The sequence below is a fragment of the Belliella kenyensis genome, assembly GCF_022549675.1.
GTDB classification, from domain to species: Bacteria; Bacteroidota; Bacteroidia; order Cytophagales; family Cyclobacteriaceae; genus Belliella; species Belliella kenyensis.
The window spans coordinates 164,917-183,034 of sequence record NZ_JAKZGR010000001.1; the positions used below are offsets into that span (position 1 = coordinate 164,917).

Annotated in this window: 20 protein-coding genes; 10 read left to right on the forward strand and 10 right to left on the reverse strand. The window is 37.6% G+C overall.

Features of this window, described 5'->3' with window-relative positions:
- The first annotated feature begins 8 nt into the window (after positions 1-8).
- The 6 genes from MM214_RS00610 to MM214_RS00635 are packed head-to-tail and all read left to right on the forward strand — an operon-like array spanning position 9 to position 5,353.
- Positions 9-1,472 carry a class I SAM-dependent DNA methyltransferase gene (locus tag MM214_RS00610; protein ID WP_241290844.1) on the forward strand — a complete coding sequence of 488 codons (1,464 nt, stop codon included), beginning with the start codon at positions 9-11 and terminating at the stop codon, positions 1,470-1,472.
- Positions 1,469-2,755, forward strand: coding sequence for a restriction endonuclease subunit S (locus tag MM214_RS00615; RefSeq protein ID WP_241290846.1), 1,287 nt, complete (start codon positions 1,469-1,471; stop codon positions 2,753-2,755). Before MM214_RS00610 ends, MM214_RS00615 begins: the two co-directional genes overlap by 4 nt.
- A gap of 17 nt (positions 2,756-2,772) precedes the next feature.
- A complete protein-coding gene (locus MM214_RS00620) occupies positions 2,773-3,327 on the forward strand; it encodes a hypothetical protein (protein WP_241290848.1) in 555 nt (184 codons plus the stop codon).
- On the forward strand, positions 3,320-3,802 hold the full coding sequence (locus MM214_RS00625; protein WP_241290849.1) for a helix-turn-helix transcriptional regulator: 483 nt from the start codon (positions 3,320-3,322) through the stop codon (positions 3,800-3,802). The genes MM214_RS00620 and MM214_RS00625 overlap by 8 nt, the downstream gene beginning before the upstream one ends.
- Positions 3,799-4,248, forward strand: coding sequence for a preprotein translocase subunit SecB (locus MM214_RS00630; RefSeq protein ID WP_241290851.1), 450 nt, complete (start codon positions 3,799-3,801; stop codon positions 4,246-4,248). The genes MM214_RS00625 and MM214_RS00630 overlap by 4 nt, the downstream gene beginning before the upstream one ends.
- A 19-nt stretch (positions 4,249-4,267) precedes the next feature.
- Positions 4,268-5,353: a DUF2971 domain-containing protein gene (locus tag MM214_RS00635; protein ID WP_241290853.1), complete on the forward strand. Its 1,086-nt coding sequence runs from the start codon at positions 4,268-4,270 to the stop codon at positions 5,351-5,353.
- A gap of 82 nt (positions 5,354-5,435) precedes the next feature.
- Here the strand turns inward: MM214_RS00635 and MM214_RS00640 are convergent, their stop codons facing one another.
- The 4 genes from MM214_RS00640 to MM214_RS00655 all read right to left on the reverse strand — a co-directional run bounded on the left by MM214_RS00640 (position 5,436) and on the right by MM214_RS00655 (position 7,336).
- Entirely contained in the window at positions 5,436-5,582 is a 147-nt protein-coding gene (locus MM214_RS00640) for a hypothetical protein (RefSeq protein WP_241290855.1), read from the reverse strand.
- Positions 5,583-5,747: 165 nt separating this feature from the next.
- Entirely contained in the window at positions 5,748-6,278 is a 531-nt protein-coding gene (locus tag MM214_RS00645; protein ID WP_241290857.1) for a hypothetical protein, read from the reverse strand.
- Positions 6,265-6,999 (reverse strand): ImmA/IrrE family metallo-endopeptidase, encoded by a 735-nt coding sequence (locus MM214_RS00650; protein ID WP_241290858.1) that lies wholly within the window; start codon positions 6,997-6,999, stop codon positions 6,265-6,267. The genes MM214_RS00645 and MM214_RS00650 overlap by 14 nt, the downstream gene beginning before the upstream one ends.
- Positions 6,980-7,336, reverse strand: coding sequence for a helix-turn-helix domain-containing protein (locus MM214_RS00655; protein ID WP_241290860.1), 357 nt, complete (start codon positions 7,334-7,336; stop codon positions 6,980-6,982). The genes MM214_RS00650 and MM214_RS00655 overlap by 20 nt, the downstream gene beginning before the upstream one ends.
- Before the next feature lie 100 nt (positions 7,337-7,436).
- Here MM214_RS00655 and MM214_RS00660 point away from each other — a divergent pair, with 100 nt between their 5' ends.
- Positions 7,437-7,658 (forward strand): hypothetical protein, encoded by a 222-nt coding sequence (locus tag MM214_RS00660; RefSeq protein ID WP_241290861.1) that lies wholly within the window; start codon positions 7,437-7,439, stop codon positions 7,656-7,658.
- 234 nt (positions 7,659-7,892) lie between these two features.
- Here the strand turns inward: MM214_RS00660 and mnmE are convergent, their stop codons facing one another.
- Both mnmE and MM214_RS00670 read right to left on the reverse strand, forming a co-directional pair.
- On the reverse strand, positions 7,893-9,275 hold the full coding sequence (gene mnmE, locus MM214_RS00665; protein WP_241290863.1) for a tRNA uridine-5-carboxymethylaminomethyl(34) synthesis GTPase MnmE: 1,383 nt from the start codon (positions 9,273-9,275) through the stop codon (positions 7,893-7,895).
- Complete coding sequence (locus MM214_RS00670) at positions 9,275-9,724, reverse strand: thioredoxin family protein (RefSeq protein ID WP_241290865.1); 450 nt, start codon at positions 9,722-9,724, stop codon at positions 9,275-9,277. The genes mnmE and MM214_RS00670 overlap by 1 nt, the downstream gene beginning before the upstream one ends.
- A gap of 385 nt (positions 9,725-10,109) precedes the next feature.
- Between MM214_RS00670 and MM214_RS00675 the strand changes: the two genes are divergently transcribed.
- Positions 10,110-11,546: an alpha/beta hydrolase family protein gene (locus tag MM214_RS00675; RefSeq protein ID WP_241290866.1), complete on the forward strand. Its 1,437-nt coding sequence runs from the start codon at positions 10,110-10,112 to the stop codon at positions 11,544-11,546.
- On the opposite strand, the gene ggt is transcribed toward MM214_RS00675, so the two are convergent.
- The 3 genes from ggt to MM214_RS00690 all read right to left on the reverse strand — a co-directional run bounded on the left by ggt (position 11,513) and on the right by MM214_RS00690 (position 16,071).
- The gene (gene ggt, locus MM214_RS00680; protein ID WP_376856752.1) at positions 11,513-13,213 is read right to left on the reverse strand and encodes a gamma-glutamyltransferase; all 1,701 of its coding nucleotides are present in this window, start codon (positions 13,211-13,213) and stop codon (positions 11,513-11,515) included. The genes MM214_RS00675 and ggt overlap by 34 nt on opposite strands.
- A gap of 4 nt (positions 13,214-13,217) precedes the next feature.
- Positions 13,218-15,581 carry a S9 family peptidase gene (locus tag MM214_RS00685; RefSeq protein ID WP_241290868.1) on the reverse strand — a complete coding sequence of 788 codons (2,364 nt, stop codon included), beginning with the start codon at positions 15,579-15,581 and terminating at the stop codon, positions 13,218-13,220.
- 157 nt (positions 15,582-15,738) lie between these two features.
- Positions 15,739-16,071 (reverse strand): Hpt domain-containing protein, encoded by a 333-nt coding sequence (locus tag MM214_RS00690; protein ID WP_241290871.1) that lies wholly within the window; start codon positions 16,069-16,071, stop codon positions 15,739-15,741.
- A 356-nt stretch (positions 16,072-16,427) separates the two neighbouring features.
- Here MM214_RS00690 and MM214_RS00695 point away from each other — a divergent pair, with 356 nt between their 5' ends.
- Both MM214_RS00695 and MM214_RS00700 read left to right on the forward strand, forming a co-directional pair.
- On the forward strand, positions 16,428-16,604 hold the full coding sequence (locus MM214_RS00695; RefSeq protein WP_241290872.1) for a hypothetical protein: 177 nt from the start codon (positions 16,428-16,430) through the stop codon (positions 16,602-16,604).
- Positions 16,605-16,795: 191 nt separating this feature from the next.
- Complete coding sequence (locus MM214_RS00700) at positions 16,796-17,446, forward strand: DUF7255 family protein (RefSeq protein WP_241290874.1); 651 nt, start codon at positions 16,796-16,798, stop codon at positions 17,444-17,446.
- Positions 17,447-17,655: 209 nt separating this feature from the next.
- On the opposite strand, the gene MM214_RS00705 is transcribed toward MM214_RS00700, so the two are convergent.
- Positions 17,656-17,853 carry a hypothetical protein gene (locus MM214_RS00705; protein ID WP_241290876.1) on the reverse strand — a complete coding sequence of 66 codons (198 nt, stop codon included), beginning with the start codon at positions 17,851-17,853 and terminating at the stop codon, positions 17,656-17,658.
- Positions 17,854-18,118: the final 265 nt, after the last annotated feature.

Genomic DNA, 18,118 nt, shown 5'->3' on the forward strand with positions numbered 1-18,118 from the left:
CAAAATTTATGAGTGCAGAACAGATAGCAAAGAAACTGTGGGATTTATGTAACGTACTCCGAGATGACGGAGTGACGTATCACCAATATTTGAATGAGCTGACGTATATCCTCTTTCTAAGATTGTCCGAGGTGAAGAAGTTTGACCAGGATATTCCCGAAAAATACCGCTGGACGAAGCTCAAAGAAATCAAAGACAACAAAGAACTATTTGACACCTACCGTGACCTGCTGGCCAACTTGGGTACCCTATCCAGCAATGCAGCCATCACGGAAATCTATACCAATGCTTCCACCACCCTTCGCAAACCTGTCAACCTGCGAACCCTGATCACCAATATCGATCAGATCGATTGGTATGAGGATGAGGAGCAGGATAAGATAGCCAGTATCTATGAGGAACTGCTGGAAAAGAACGCAGGGGAGAAAAAGAGTGGGGCAGGACAGTACTTTACCCCAAGACCCCTGATCAATTTGATGGTGGAATTGCTTGCTCCCAAAATTGGCGAGCGCTGGAATGACCCAGCGGCAGGAACTTTTGGCTTTATGATCGCTGCGGATGAATACCTGAAGCGCAAATATGACGATTACTATGCCTTGAGTCAGGCAGAGCGGAATTTCCAGATTCACGAGGCCTTCTCTGGTTGCGAACTTGTACAGGATGCCCATAGACTGGCCCTGATGAATGCCAAGCTGCATGGACTGGAAAGCCCTATTTTCATGGGAGACACTTTGACAGAACAAGGAAAGAAATTCAAAAACTACGATGGCGTACTCGCCAATCCCCCTTTTGGTACCAAGCAGGGAGGAGAGCGGCCAACCCGGGATGACTTTACCATCCAAACCTCCAACAAACAGCTGAATTTCCTGATGCACATCTACCGTTCCCTGAGAAGGGATACGGGAACGGCAAGGGCTGCTGTGGTGCTTCCCGATAACGTGCTCTTCGAAGACAATGACGGGCAAAAGATCCGTCGTGACCTGATGGAAAAGTGTGACCTGCATACCGTGTTGCGCTTGCCAACTGGCATTTTCTATGCGGCGGGAGTGAAGACCAATGTGCTCTTTTTTACCCGAGGTAAAAAAGAAAGCGGCAATACCCAGCGTGTATGGTTTTACGATATGCGGACCAATGCCCCAAGCTATGGGAAGCGAACCCCCTTTACCCGGGAAGCCTTTGCAGATTTTGTAAAAGCCTATACCGGAGGTTTGAGCTTGGAGGAAGTGAAGGTCAGCTATGATGGTACGGTGGATGATGCCAAGCGTCAAGCCATTCAGGACCCACGATGGCAGGTTTTTACCCGAGAGCAGATCGCAGCCAAAAACGATTCCCTAGATATCGGACTGATTGAAGATGAAAACATCAGCAAAAATGCCGACCTCGGTCAGCCCTTGGATATCGCCAAGCAGGCAGCGAATGAATTGGATGCCATTAAAAAAGAGTTGGACCAGATAATTGCTTTGTTAGGATGATGGAGGAGAAATTACCGAAAGGCTGGAAAATTAGTAACCTATTTGATATAGCTGTTGTCACAACAGGGAGAAAAGATGCAAATTTTGCAACAGAAGATGGTCAATACTTCTTTTTTACCTGTGCTATAGAACCTCTAAAATCTCCAAGTTATTCATTTGAAGGTGAAGTGCTTCTTCTACCTGGTAATGGAGCAAATGTCGGTCAAGTTTTATACTTTAATGGAAAATTTGAGGCTTACCAAAGAACTTATATAGTTGGAAATATTAAAATCAATCCAAGATTCCTATACTACTACTTCTTAGCTTTTTGGAAAAAGGTTGGTGTTTCTACCCAGTATGGAAGTGCTACCAATTATATAAAAATCGGGAACTTTAAAGATTTTGAAATCATTAACCCTCCCCTTCCCGAGCAGCAGCGGATTGTGGCTAAATTGGATGCTTTGTTTGGGCATTTGGATAGCTTACGGGAGAAGTTGGACAGGATACCGGCCTTGCTGAAAAACTTCCGTCAGCAGGTCCTGACCCAAGCCGTGACGGGGGAGTTGACGAAGGAGTGGAGAAAGGGGAAGGGATTGGGGGAGTGGGAGGAGAAATCAACTAATGATCTTTTTGAATTTGTAACAAGTGGCTCAAGGGGCTGGGCAGAATACTATAATCCCTCGGGAAATCAACTTTTTGTTCGAATTACTAATATGAATTTCGGTCGTATAGATTTGGATCTGAGGCCTGAAAAATGCCAATACTTAGAACTTCCAGAAAGGCAAGAAGGAAAAAGAACTTTAATAAAGCCAAGGGACATATTGATTTCTATTACTGCGGATGTAGGCATGATTGCATTGATCGAAGAGGATTTTGGAATAGAGGCATATGTTAACCAACATATTTGCTTGGCTAGGCCTGGAATTGATATCAATGAAAAGTTCCTTGCATATTATTTAATGTCAGATGAAGGGTTTGGCCAGTTCCAAAGTAAAAAAAGAGGGGCAACTAAGGCTGGTCTAACCCTTGGAGATATTAGAGCATTAAATATCAAACTTCCCACAGCAGAAGAACAAGCAAAGATTGTTGAAGTAATAAATACTTATTTAAATCTCGCCGACAGAATCGAATCGCAGTATGCTTCCTTAAAAGCCAAGATTGACCAATTACCTCAGGCGGTATTAGCGAAGGCATTTCGTGGGGAGTTGGTAAGTCAAGAGGTGAAGGAGTATGTGGTGGAGGAGATTGAGGGGTTGATGGCGGCAGAGGAACAGTTAAACTATCGAGTGAAAACAAAAACATAAACCTACAGGTTGATAATATGAAAATTGTTAGTATCTTTGAGCTTTCTAAAGGAAGCCTCTTCGCCGTCAAGTACGAAGGAGAGGACTTGGATGCGCTTGAAGTACTACAAGAACAGTGGTCAGATGTGGAGTTCCTTAGGGAATTCTTCAAGAAGTATAAAAAAGATTATGAAAGCTACTATCCCAAGACCAAACTCAGCAAAATTGTACTGCAAACAATTGAAGATGCAGATGCCTTATTTGAGATGCTTTATGATTTGGCAGAGGATAAGACAGGAAAATCCCTAGCGGATTATTTTAAACCTCTGGACAACAGAGAAAAAGAAAAAGCATATCCACTACAAGCATTAAAAGCCTATGGCCCCCAAAGCAATTCATTTTTACGCATTTATGCCATCCGGTACGGTTCCTCTTTCGTTATTACTGGAGGGGCCATCAAACTAACCCACCAAATGGCTGATAGGCCACACACCAAATTGGAGTTACATAAATTGGAATGGGTTAAAAAATACCTCCATGAAGACGGTGAAACTCCTAAATTTGTTTACCTAGACCTTGACAACGATGAATAAGACTGAAGAAAAAATCAAAGCAATAGCTTCCGAAAACCCAACTTCCAAGTGGAAGGAAAAGGTAGCGTTTAGGAAAGCCAATAAAGCAACGCTTAGACAAGCTGCTAAAGTTGCCCTAAGGCTTTTGGATGCATTGGAAGAAAAGGGCTGGAGTCAAGCACAACTTGCGAGAGAATTAGAAGTCACCCCTCAGCAGGTCAGCAAATGGGTCAAAGGGGAAGGAGATTTTAAGTTTTCGACCATAGACAAGCTTGAAAAAGTTCTGGGAATTACCATGCATGCTGTTCTAGCAGAGGATGAGTTTGTGAGTACGGAAGAAGCTTTTGAAGCAAGGTTAAATGAAGAAGTGATGGCTTATCATCAGCGCTGGACAAAGACTCAAGAATACTTAAAATTGAAAAAACAAGTCACCAATCCTCAAATGGTAATGGCAGTAAGCCACGCTGATAAGGATGTAATAGCTATGGCAGGATGAAAGCTAAATTTTCCCCTTTACAGTTATTGGATTTCAAGTTATTGGAATCTCACTTCGAGTTTATAATTCCGAAGGAGGAAAAACTTGATTTAAAGGAATTGTTTCAATCCTATGCTGTAGAAATAGATTTTAGGCTTCGAGAGAATGAAGAGACCAAAGAAATCCAACTTTTCACTATCATTGAAGTAAATGAAGATGATGAAAATTCACTTCCAGGCTATAAAATCATGGTAGAAGGAGGTGGTACTTTCCGTATTCAAGATCCAGAATCGCTCGAAGAAAATCTCAAAAACAACCTGACCCAATTTTCCACCTTAAATATGATGATCAACAACCTGCGAAACATCATCTATCAGATCACCAACTTGGGCCCTATGGGTGGGTATCTGTTACCACCGATTGATATTACGCAGTTGTTGAGGGATAAGGTTGGTCGATTCAGTTGAATTTCTTAGATTTAGTTTAATGGAAGAGCAAAAAGAGCATGAATTTAATAAGTTTATTTATTATTTTAATTATGATAAAGGCGAGCTACCTAGAATTGAGCATAGTAAACAAACACCACAGTATTTATTTAAGTATTATGGCTTTGGAAAGAACAACATTGAAGCTTTTGCTAATTCCTACCTTTATGCTTCTCACCCTTTCGAGTTAAACGATATTCTTGATAGTAGTCGATTTTTATTTTTTACGTCAAAGACAATTCAATTTGAAGATTATGAAAAGTTCTATTTTCAGGAGAAAAAGGTATTTAAAACTGAAAAAGAATTCATTCAATTTTATAAAGATGATATTAAAAACGATTGCAGTGAATACCTGAGTCATTTATATAATGTTACTTCTAATTATTATGGTGTAATTTCATTGTCAGGGAAAGAAGACAATGTTCTTATGTGGCCTCACTATACACAAGAAAAAGGCTTTCAAGTCAAATTTAAAACAGATGATATTTTGAAGTCAATTTCAAATTTGCTCGGTTCATATGACAGGATCATAGGGTTATTTCCTATGAACTATACCGCTAAAATCCAACCCATTGATGTCTTTAAATTTCGTCGATTTGATATACCACTTATTTATTCTACAAATGTGAAACTTGACAGTTGGGAATATGAAAAAGAGTGGAGAATACTTATAAGTAAACCTAAAATGGGTATTCCATTTGAGAAACTGGGATTTTCAGATATTAAGAATCATGATTTTGAACCTAAAAAAAGATATACTAAATACAGTATTGATGCAATCGATAGTATATGCTTAGGGTTTAATTTTTTTTCTGGCTCGGATTTTATCAATAAGTTGATTGGTGAAAAAGAAATTGAAGTTCAACCTAGAAAGGAAATAGACCAATGTGATTTATACATTCAATTTTTAGATTTTATTATTGATACATTTTCTGGAAAAGTATATATATCAGGGGTAAAGTATGAAACTGATTTGGAAGGTAGTCCTTACTTAATTCGAACAAAAGAAAGAGTCGTTATATCTAAATTGAAGGAATCAAAGTATTTAATTGTAAGGACTGGTGAAATAATCAAATTTAATTATTGAGTTAACTAGATTCTCCAACTGAAAAGACAATAACTGCCTTATAATATAAAAATGACATCAACTAAGGTATAATCACACCTAATTACACCCTCAATTCATTGAAAATCGGTGTCAACAAATCCTCCAAATCTGTTTCTATGCTGATGATCAGACTGTATCGGACGGATTGGTTGTAGCGTTTATGAATTGTTCTTGTTTTCCACCAGCCTCCGGTAGGAATGATGGCCAATCCGTTTTTGGTTGCTAAATCAGCTGCATTCCCTATCCAGGTATCTTTATGGATGGACCCTTTGTCTCGTATTTTTTGACCGATTACCCAGTTTTCACTACCTTCTTGCTGATAATCCTCCTATAAAGCTTCCCTTGCTTCTATATTTATCCTTATTCTACCGGCTTAAACATCAATCTTTCTACACTCAAACTCTCCCCACCTTTTCACAGGTAATCTACTCCCTGCTTTTAGGACTTTCTGGATAAATTCATTACAATCTGATTCGGTAATCAATTTTTCTTCAACAGCCTTGCAAAGAAAATCCATTGTGCTGAGATAAGTGATTTGATGCATTTTGCAATAGTTGGCAATGTCCTTCAGGTTGCTACTGGCAAGAATATTTTGGGAATAACGAACTACAGCCAAGCATGCAGCCTCTCCGTCACCTTTGAACATAAACTTCTTGATATGTAAATATTCCTTCTTGACTTGGAAATCATTTTCAGGAAAAGGGATTAATTCCAATAAATTGAAATTAATCAGGTTATCTACTTCAGTCTTCCTTCTTGGCATTCTGGAGATTTCTCCATACACCTTATCCAACACTTTGATAGGATAAGGGAATATTTTAGGTAGCAATAGAATCTGCCCACCTGTAATGAAATGGGAAATGACATCAGCATCGATTATTATGATTTTTTCATACTTCTTCATTCCCGTTTTTTATGATTTTAGAAAAATCTATCCCCAAATCTTCCAACAGGGAATAATAATGGGATTCTGATATTGCTCCCTCTTCAAAAAGCTTCCTTGCCAAATTCCCATAATCACCGATGACTTCTTCTTGAAAATCCTTTTCATAAAGTTTTAAAGAATAACCATGATCCATGGCACTTTTTCTAACATCCTGTTTATAATCTTCAAGATGTTGTTTTTTGAGCAGTCCAAGTTCATGAAGTCTATATAATAACGCAGTTCTCGAACAGGAAAAATATTGTTCGATTCGGAGAACAGTTGCCAGACTGATTTTTTTATTGGCAAGTTCACTATCAGGTATCAAAGAAATTACTCCTTCTTCAGGCATCAAAAATTTTGAGGCAAAGGAATCAGCATTGAATTCTTCCTTGTCTTTCTTATTAAAAATACTTGTAGAACAAACCTGGTACTGGAAATTCTCTTGAATAAAAAGATGATACAGTTCATGGCAAATCGTGAAATGTTGATGACCTACTGTTCTTGCTGTATTAATCAACATAAAGCGATTACTATTACCTACCTTAATCGCCATTCCAGATATATCCATTTCTAAAGGTCGAAAAACAGCAATCACCCCCAGCTTGTGAAGCAGACTTTTGAGATGTATGCTTTCAGTATTGCTGTAGCCATTTTTTGTCCGAAATTGTGAGGCGTACTTATCAAGAATTAGTGGGTTCATTCTCGAGAAGATTTTTCATATTGAGATAATTCCTGACTATTTTTTTGAATTTAGCAATCTGTGCCAAATCCTCAGCTTTGATGCTTTCTGCCCTAAAGGCCAAAGCAAGATTAACATTTGCCCTATCCAAATCCTCTTCAAAAAAATCATATTCATCCACTCCATATAAATTGGCCAATTGGCTAAGGATTTTGGTGGGGGCGGTTCTGTTCCCATTTTCAAAGTAGCTCACCTCCTCACGATTAATTTGAAGATAAGCGGCAACTTGCTCTTGGGTCAAACCCAATTTTTGCCTGATGGCTTGTATGTTTTTTCCTATGATTTGATCTTGTTTCATGTGTGTTTTGTTTAAAAAGTGTGTTACAAATATAGAACTAAATTTACTAATTTTAAAATTATGTAACATAAATAGCTAATGTTAATTAGGCATCTTTTCTATGCAGGCATTAGTTTATCGGGCTAAAAATCTCGGGCTGATCTCTGAAAATTACCTCAAGCAATTCTACATGGTTTTCAATCAGCTTGGATTTCGAGTAACGGAACCAGTGGACTATGAAGGAATGGAGCATTCCAATCGCTTTTCTCAGCTTTTGTTCAGAGCCTTAGTAGAGGATTTCTCAAAGATGGATCAATTTCATTTTCCAAAAGGTTTATCTTAAGAAGATAAGTCAAATGAAGAAAGAGATAGAAATACGATTAAAGAAATGGGGATGAAATCCGTGTAATTGCCCAAAAGAAGACCTACGAAGTCTCAAAGAATCTTACTTTTTTTAAGTTGGCAACAAATTTTGACCAACTAGGCAACAAAAAAACATAAAACCATATCAAAATACATCAAAAAAATAGGGCTAAAAAAGCCCTAAATCAATTAAAATCAAACATTATCAAGTCGGCTACTTTCCGATACAAAACTTACTAAATATGTTGTCTAGTAGGTCATCGGTCGTGATCTCACCAGTGATTTCTCCTAGATAATGGAGTGACCTTCTGATATCCATGGCTAGGAAGTCATTGGTGATTTCATTGTCCAGACCTTCAAGTACATCAAGTAAAGATTGACGCGTTTTGACCAAAGAATCATAATGCCTGATATTGGTGACGATTGTATTGCCAGTGCGGAATTTATCCAAATTGACCAATTCCAAAATCTTTGATTTCAGATCATCCAAGTTTTCTTTTTGGCCTGCTGATATAAAAATTGTATCTGGGTGACTTGATTTTAACTCATTGATAAATTGTTGATTAGCTTTATCTATCTTATTTGCTACTTTAAGGAAAGGTACGCCAAGGTTTTCAAGCTTGTTGATATCTCTACTGATCTCTACCATATCTGTGTCGCCGAGATCAAACAGATAAAGGATCAAAGAGGCCGTCTTCATTTTCTCTTGTGTACGACTTACACCAATGGCTTCAATGGTATCGGTGGTTTCTCTGAGTCCAGCTGTATCGATGAACCTGAATATAACTCCACCAATGTTGATTTCGTCCTCTATGAAATCTCGTGTCGTCCCAGCGATGTCAGACACGATAGCTTTTTCTTCATTGAGGAGGGCATTGAGTAGGGTGGATTTGCCGGCATTTGGCTTTCCAGCAATGACTGTCGGCACACCATTTTTGATCACATTTCCCAAGTCAAAGCTCCCAATCAGAAGTTCAACTTCACGGAGTAGTTTTTCTACCAATATTTGCAAATCATCCCTGCTGGCAAACTCTACATCTTCTTCTGTAAAGTCAAGCTCCAACTCAATCATGGAAGCAAAATGAATCAGCTCTGCTCTCAATTTTGATATCTCACCACTAAAACCACCCCTCATCTGATTCAATGCAGCTTGATGTGAAGCTTCTGAATCTGAATGGATAAGATCTGCAACTGCTTCTGCTTGCGCCAGGTCAAATTGACCATTGAGAAATGCCCTCTGTGTAAATTCTCCTGGCTTAGCGGGTCTGGCTCCTTCTCTAATCAAGAGCTTTATCACTTGATTGACAATATAGGAAGATCCATGCGTTGATATTTCCACCGCATTTTCCTTGGTAAAAGACTTCGGAGCGATAAAAAGTGAGACCAATACTTCGTCAATGATTTTTTCACCATCTCTGATCGTACCGAAATGTATGGTATGTGAGTCTTGTTTCTCAAGATCTTTTCCTTTGAAAACTCGATTGCACATGCTAATAGCATCTTTTCCTGAAAGTCTGATAACTGCGATAGCACCCACACCTTGTGGTGTAGCTAAGGCCACTATTGTATCTTCTTTTTCGTGTAACCTGAACATCATTATTTAGTAAATCGCTTCACAATACCATCCAAACCTTCGATAAATGGCTTTGGTTCACGATAACCAGGCAATTGTGTGATATTCTCCATGGTGGCATCCATGACTACAAAATTTGGGAAAGAGGTCACCCGCATGGTTTTGGCCATACTTGCTTCTGTATATTCTTTGCCTTTGAAGCTAAACTTTCTGTCAGTCTTTTCAGCATGAAGTTTTACAGGGTAGAAATTTTCATTGACGTAAGCTATTACCTCTGAATTAGTAAATGTCTCTTTGTCCATCTTTTTACACCATCCACACCAATCCGTGTAGACATCTACCAAAATCATCTTAGGACTAGAGCTTGTTGCCTTTGCAGCTTCTTCAAAAGTCATCCATTTGATATCTTCTTGGGAAAATGCCGCTGCACTTACCCCGAAGATAAAAAGCATAAATACACTAATTTTTTTCATAGGTCAAATTTAACAATTTCTATTTCTGATTATACGCTTTTTTGCCAGTAAACTTCAATTCATTGGCTCAATCGGTTCTTAATGGTCAATATCCATAAGTATCCAATATCAATTTATATCGGAAGTCAGATAAATCGGAATTTTGTAATGTTATTGGCAAAGTTCCGTATATCCATATTTCTATTTATTCCTAACGATATAGCTTCTATAAGGGATACATGATTTTACATTCATAAAGAAATCTTACCTATTTTATAGCTTTCAAAGAGGGGTTATCTGAATTTTTCTATAAAGTATGCATCTTAAAGTATTAATTATTTAACAAAAAATTTCAATATATTTACATGGGTAAGTGAATAAAACCAACTCTTAACGCCAACTAATCATGATGAATTTTACAAGCAGAGTTTTATTGCTATTTGGAATTTTGATTTTCAGTTTGACAAATTCTTATTCCCAAACAGCACAAGGGACTTGGAAAGGTGACTTAGCTGTAATGGGTCAAAAGCTGCCACTTATCATACACCTCAATGAATCTAATGGAGAATGGGAGGGAAGTATAGATAGTCCAAGCCAAGGAGCGATGGGAATTAAGATGAGCAAAGTACTTTTTGATGGCATGATGCTTAGTTTTGAGATGAGCGTAGGTAATGCATTCTATGAAGGGGTAATGGTAAATGAGGAAATTAAAGGGAACTTTTCACAAGGGGGAATGAAGCTACCTTTGGATTTCAGACGCATCAGAGATGGAATCGCTGATGAAGTTATGCCAAGGAGACCACAGCATCCTGTTGAGCCATTTGATTACGAAATCAAAGAAGTAAGTTTTAGGAATGACCAAGCAGATATTATGTTCAAAGGTACACTTACGACCCCGTCGGATGAGGATTCATACCCTGGTGTAATATTAATTAGTGGATCTGGCCCTCAGAATAGAGACCATGAAATGATGGCACATAAACCCTTTTGGGTGATGGCTGATTATTTGACATCACGTGGTATTGCTGTGTTGCGTTATGATGAAAGAGGGGTAGGTGAGTCTTCGGGTTCTTTTGCTGACGCCACCACGATAGATTTCATGGAAGATGCAAGTGCTGCTATAGATTTTTTGAAGAAGCAGGATAAAATAAACCCTGATCTTATAGGGGTAATAGGTCATAGTGAAGGAGGATTGATTACTTGGATGTTGGGTGATGATAGGGATGATTTAGCTTTTCTCATATCTCTGGCGGGTCCTGTCATGCCTATCACGGAAATGATGAAAAAGCAAACTGAAGATGTGACCAGGGTAGCAGGAGCGAGTGAAGAAATCGTCAAAATGATGACAAATAGAAACCAAGAGGTCTACAAAATAATCGTTGATAGTGAAACAGTTGAAGAGGTGAAGCCTAGAATAAAGGCCTTATTTGAGCAGGAATTAAAAGAACTTAATGTACCTGAATCTTTATTTGAATCAGAGCTTGGCAAGTTACAGCAAGCTTATGAAGCAAAATTAGATCTATGGATGTTGAATTTTTTGAAAATGGATCCCAATACGTATATTCAGAATATAGACATTCCTACTTTTGCTGCTTTTGGTTCTAAAGATCTTCAAGTCAATGCTGCTCAAAATGCAAATAGGATATCAGAGATATTTGAATCTAAGTCAGATTTACTTACTTTGAAAGTGTATGAAAATCTTAATCACCTATTTCAAGCAGCTCAAACAGGTGCCATAGATGAATATGCGAAAATAGAGGAAACGATAAATTACCAACTCCTTGAGGACATTACAGACTTTATCTTGAATCAAAATCCTACAGCAGCATCATCTCCACGATGATCTGCACCACCTTCTAGTTTTCCATTAGAAAGTTTCAATATGGCATCAACTTTTCCAATGATAGGGGAAGGTGATTCATTGATAAGATATCCCTTACTTTTCAGAGCATCGAAGGTCACTTGAGTGAAGACATCCTTTTCAAATCGAATTTCATCGGGAAGCCATTGGTGATGAAATCTAGGTGCATTCACTGCCTCTTGCATGCTCATCTCAAATACGATCACATTGAGAATCGCTTGCACTACAGAGGTCATGATGGTGGATCCCCCTGGTGTTCCTACGATCATAAGTATTTCGCCATCTTTTTCTACTAAAGTTGGTGTCATAGAGCTGAGCATCCTTTTACCAGGTTCTATTTTATTGGCTTCCGCACCTATAAGTCCGAACATATTAGGCACTCCTGTTTTTGCAGAGAAATCATCCATTTCATTGTTGAGGAAAAATCCCAATTCCTCTACATACAACTTGGATCCATAAGCACCGTTTAGTGTTGTAGTAATGGCCAAAGCATTGCCAAACTGATCCATGATAGAGTAGTGGGTAGTTTCATCACTTTCTTGAAAGTTGATCTGCCCATGTGCTACATCTGTTGATTTTGTAGCTTGATCCCAATTGAATGTACTCATTCTTTCTTTCAAGTAATTTTTGTCCATCATTTGAAGCGTAGGAATGAAATTGAAATCAGGGTCACCTAAAAAGAAGTTTCTGTCTGCATAAGCTCTACGCTCAGCTTCGACCAAAACCTGAATATATTCAGGTGAATTATGACCAAAATTCTTTAGATCAAAGCCTTCGATCATGCCTAGTATCTGAGCGATAGTCACACCGCCACTGCTCGGTGGAGCCATCGAAGTAATGGTATGACCTTGAAAGTCAAATTGAATAGGTTCTCTCCATACTGCCTCATAAGATGCCAAATCATCTAGGGTAATAATTCCACCATTTTCTGTAAGGAAATCGACTAGTTTTTGAGCTGTCTCACCTTTGTAGAACTCATCTCTTCCGTTAGTAGCTATCCTTCGGAGTGTTTGGGCTAATTCAGGGTATTTGATAGTATCACCAGCCTGGTATGTCTTTGAAAACTTGGAATTTGGACCATTTACTTCTGTTAATATCGATAAATTTGCCTGTAGACTTGCAGCTTGTCTTTCGGTGACTACTACGCCTTTTTCTGCTAAAGAAATGACAGGGGCGAGGATTTTTTCAATCTGCAAGCTACCATGCATACGATGAACTTCAAAAATCCCCGCGATGGTCCCAGGTACTCCCACAGCCAAGGCACCTGTGGTACTTAGCCTTGGAATGACGTCCCCATTTTCGTCTAGATACATATCCACTGTGGCTGCAAGTGGAGCTTTTTCCCTATAATCTATTGACCCTATCTCTCCATCAGCCTTTCTGAAAACCATAAATCCACCACCTCCTAAGTTGCCTGCAAATGGGAATGCTATGGCAAGAGCTAGCTCAGTGGCTACCATGGCATCAAAAGCATTTCCACCTTCTCGCAAAATGCTAACACCTACCTGTGATGCCTCTTTTCTGGCAGATACTACCATCGCTTGCTCTGCAATCAAGCCTGTGATTCGTGTCTCTTCCTTAATAGGACTGCAAGATGCGATCAATATACTACATCCTAAAAGGTGGTGAATGAATGGTTTCAAATTCATAATTTTAATCTAAAAGTGTATCGTTGAAAAGTTTTAGTATTCTCTTATATTCATCTGTCCAGCTACTTGGTTCTACAAAACCGTGATCCTCTACAGGATATACAGCCATTTCCCAGTTGTCTTTGCCAAGCTCAATGAGTCTCTGGGCTAATCTGACTACATCTTGAAAATGAACATTCACATCTATCATACCATGCGCTATCAACAAGTTGCCCTTCAAACCTTCTGCAAAATAGATTGGCGATGACCTCTTATAGGCAATAGGATCATTGAAAGGCTCATTGAGTATATTGGAAGTATAGCCATGATTGTAGTGAGCCCAATCAGTCACCGAACGCAAAGCCGCTCCCGAAGTAAATGTATCAGCAGCATTGAATAAGGCCATCAAGGTAATAAAACCTCCATAACTTCCTCCATAGATTCCTATTTTCCCTGCTTGAACTCCATGCTCAGAGATTAAGAAATTTGCCCCATCGACTTGGTCTGATAGATCTTTTCCACCCATGTGTCTGTAGATGCCTGTTCTCCAATCTCTTCCATATCCAGCTGATCCTCTGTAGTCAATATCTAATACAGTGTACCCCATGTCAGTTAAGAGATTATGAAACATATATTCTCTAAAATAACTAGACCACCATTTGTGAACATTTTGTAAATAACCCGCTCCATGTACAAATATTACTGCGGCGCCATTGCTTTTTGATGGCTCTGGTTTATATAGTCTAGCAGGTACATTTGCTCCATCTTGGGCCTTAAAGGCAACCAGTTCAGGGTCTCTCCAATTATACGCTTTGAAAGCTTCACTTTGACCGTTAGTCAATTGCTTAGCTTCCGACTTTGTGTCATTTGGCTTTAAATATAGCTCCCAAGGCTTATTGCTATAAGAGTACAATATTGCTATATGCTTTTCATCAGGAGAAAGAGACACGTCATTATTTCCAGTCATGGAAGTCAATTTTTCCATTTTTCCACCCATTAGGGGCATTCTATAAAAATGCCTCTCTCCAGCATGTACCTCAGATGTGGTGAGGTACCATGATTTCATGTCTTTAGAAATAAATGGACTGAACACCTCATACTGACCATTGGTCAAAGCTCTCTTTGAACCTGAATTTACATCTAATAAGTATAAATGAGAATATCCAGTCTCCTCAGATTGGAAATAGATATGCTTGTTGTCTGGTAACCAACCTAAAGTTCCTCCACCAAAAGAAGAACCAATTCCAGGTCCTGCCACCCAAGCTTCATCTCGCTGCCTATCCAACACTTTAAGTGATCCATCTTCAAGGTTGATTCTAGCGATCCACCTGTCTTTGTTGTCATCTGACCTGATGTTTACAATTGCATGCTTCCCATTGGGTGAGAAAATTGGTGATCCTAATGACACGCTTCTTTCTTTAGCCTCCCAAGTTTTCTCGGGGTAATCTTTGGTATAGTCCGGTAAATCAGTAATTCCTTCTAAATCTGATGTACTGACCTTATACACTTTTTCATTATCAATATCATAAATAAAGAGCTCTACTTTGGAAGCTTCGTCACCTACTTTGGACCTGGTATTGATATCTGTAGTATAGCCAGAAGCGTGTGTATAATCTGGGACTACAGTTCTCTTGTTTTCAGCTCGAATGAATTGTAAAAATGTGGCATACTTTTCATCAGGACTAAGCTGGAGACTCATTGCTTGTCCAGTTCCCAAGTAATGTGCAAACTTTTCTTCTTCTGCGATTGCTTCTCGGTAGATTTTTGAAGCCTCTTTAGCCTCTTCTCGTTCTTTGACTACTTGAAGGAGTTCTAAGTTATCTTTCTTGAGCCAAGTTTCCCTTTCGCCCATTTTTTGCTCTTCTCTACTTACTGGTTTGTTGCCTGATTTGATATTTGTCTTTTTCTCTATTTTACCTGTTTTTAGGTCCATAACATACAAATTACTTGACATTTCGAAGCTAATCAGGTCTTCGTTAGCGAGGAACTTTGGAGAGCTGATTCTCTCTCCGAGATTCAAAACTGTCTTTCTTGAGTTAGTAGCAACTTCAAAAAGTATGATATTACCATCCTCAACAAACAATTTTTTGCTTTGATTTAAATTTGAATTGGTAAACCTAGGTACTTGTTTCTTTTGCTCTTCTAAACTTACTTTTTCAATTTTTCCAGTAGCATTGATATTTATCTTATACAGCGAATCAGCAGGATTACCTTCAGGATTATAATTAAAGTAAATGTTTTTACCTTGCTCATCCCAACTTACACTAGAGGGGAAGTTACCCATCCATTTTGGATCTTGCATGATATGCTCTACGCTCAATTGAGTTTGTGCAAACCCATTTGTAAGGGATATAAGAATGATCCCAAATAACAGTTGAATTTTCCTCATATTTTTTGAATACATTTTTTTCAATAATAGGCAATTCAGTCGAAAAATCTTCTAAAAGTGTATAAATGGTCAAAAGGATATCGGAACTGATGAATTATAAATGATTTCTAATCTAAAAGAAACCTCCAAAAATAGCTCACTTTTAATCCAAAAAGTTTTATAGTGTATTTAAAAATTCTTTTAATTCTTTCTCAATGATTTCTAAATCTGATTTGAGTAGCTCATAAGTGGATTGAGAGTTCTCTAGATCTTCTTCAATACTTTCTAGAAGCTTTCTTGTTTGTATTGCTCCAATATAACTCATACTAGGTTTGGCTTTATGACACTTACGTTTGATCAAATCATAATTCTCATCATTATAAAATTCGTCCAATTTTTTTAGGTCTTGAATGTTGGTATCTATTATGATCTGAACCATCTCCTTGATCATCTCAACGTCATCCTCACCAAAAAACTGGAAGATAGTCTGGGGAACTACAATTTGATACATAAATTTGCGGTTTGAATAAATTTAAATGTTTTTTGTAACTAAAACAGCCAAGGTTACATGCTCGAAATTTAGAATATTTTTTAATAAACAGCTATTTTATTTGTGCTTTTTAGTCAAATCGATTATGTTTTTTCTGATTATACGCTTTTTTGCCAGTAACTTAAATTCATTGGCTCAACAGGTTGCTAATGGTCAATATCCATAAGTATCCAATATCAATTTATATCTGAAGTTAGATAAATCGGAATTTTGTTATGTCATTGGCAAAGTTCCGTATATACATAATGTTTTTTTTGTTGAGGATATAGTTTAATTTTGTATCACAAAAAATTATCCAATCCTAGTAAGTGCCGAAGATGAATAGAAACAAAGTCATATTTCTAATTTTAGCAGTTTGTTTTCTTCTAGCAATGTTGTGGATAGGTTATGACATTTCTACTCGTACCACATTTCCTGGCTCTAAAGGAAATCTGAAAGAAAGAATGGCTCCAAGCGAATCAGACACACTTCCTGTAAAAGTGATTGAAGATTAACCCATCATTTCTTTTGAAAAGTAGTTTAACTTGAATATCCACAAGATCAACAATACTTTATTTAGAATATTTACTTTAGGTTTAAGATATTTTGATCTTAGATTTTAATTGTTGCTAATCCAAAATTGAGGCAAAAATTCTATAAAGTATTGATAGGGGCGCGAAAGTGAAGAATAATAAACTTAAACATTGTGCATCATATAAAAATTAACCATCTATTAAAAATTTTGCAAGAATCTGGCATTGAAATCGAAGAGGAGTTCCACCTTGAAGTCAATCCAGCCTATGTAAAAGGAAAAGGAGAAGAAATACTTCGTGAGGTTTTATCATTACTAGATGGTAAAGTGAGTCAACTTCCTCTACTAGATCATCTCAAGTTTGATTTCAAAATCAATAGAAACCTATTTGTTTATGATGATCAAGTACACTTTAATAGGTATAGGTTAAGTACTTTTAAATCTGATCTTTATGAGTCATTTTCATACAACTGGGTAGAGGCTTATAAAAGAATGTGTAGGACATTTGAAAGGGAATGTTTGAAGTCTGGTATACAGACAAGGATCTGGGATGGACCTCCCATAGCTGAGAAAGTTTTTGGTAAATCAGAGGTAGCAGGTGATCTTTCAGGCAATGGTTCATCTGGGTGGAAACTGAATGCTTACAATGATGCACAATATGATCTTGTGAGCAGGCTGCACGGATATAAACTTATAAGAATCCCACTTTATGAAAATTTGATGTTAGGAGGGAGTTTGAAAAAGATTGATGATCTTTTGCTCAATCCAAAGGAAGAATCATTTCAAGCAGTAAGTAACTGGTTAAGACGAAAAATAGAACAATGATTTTGTTAAATCTTGAGATAAACAACCTCTTTTTAAAAAACGAATTTTGATGGCAAGCTTAGATAATTCAAATATCTAAGGCAGTATTTTATTTTACTTCTAATGAAGTAGAAATAAACAATAGAATAGATAAATCTAAAAAAATAACCACTTGAATAATGAGGGTCTGACACAATCTCAAGTTATTCAGTGGCTATTAATCATTTAAATTAACACAGGTCACGATTTAATCTTTTAAAATCGATAACGCCTTTGATTACTAACTCTCCTGTGCCTTTCAATGTGGTCACAGCAACATTTTTTACAGAATTTGCTAAAACACTTCCTGTGTCAGCAGTTCCTTGAAGTGTGGCCTTTAATCCACCCTTGATTCCGTTTACTACATTAGAAATGATAGGTATACCCATAGTTTTATGTTATTTTGGTTAATATGAAATGTTAATTTAATATTTTATCATTAAAAAATGAAATAAATTTAAAGAGAATTTTTAAAAATGTATTTTTTAATTAAATAAACCAAACTAGGTACAGGCTTCTCTGAAAGGGAAGTGGTGTTTTGCGAACAGTTGCTTTATAGAGGAGTAGCTTATCTGTCAGGGAAGTATTCGGTTTAGTCATTATGCTGTCGTTTCAGGACGAATGTGACTTGTGATAGTTTCCTGTGCCAAGGCT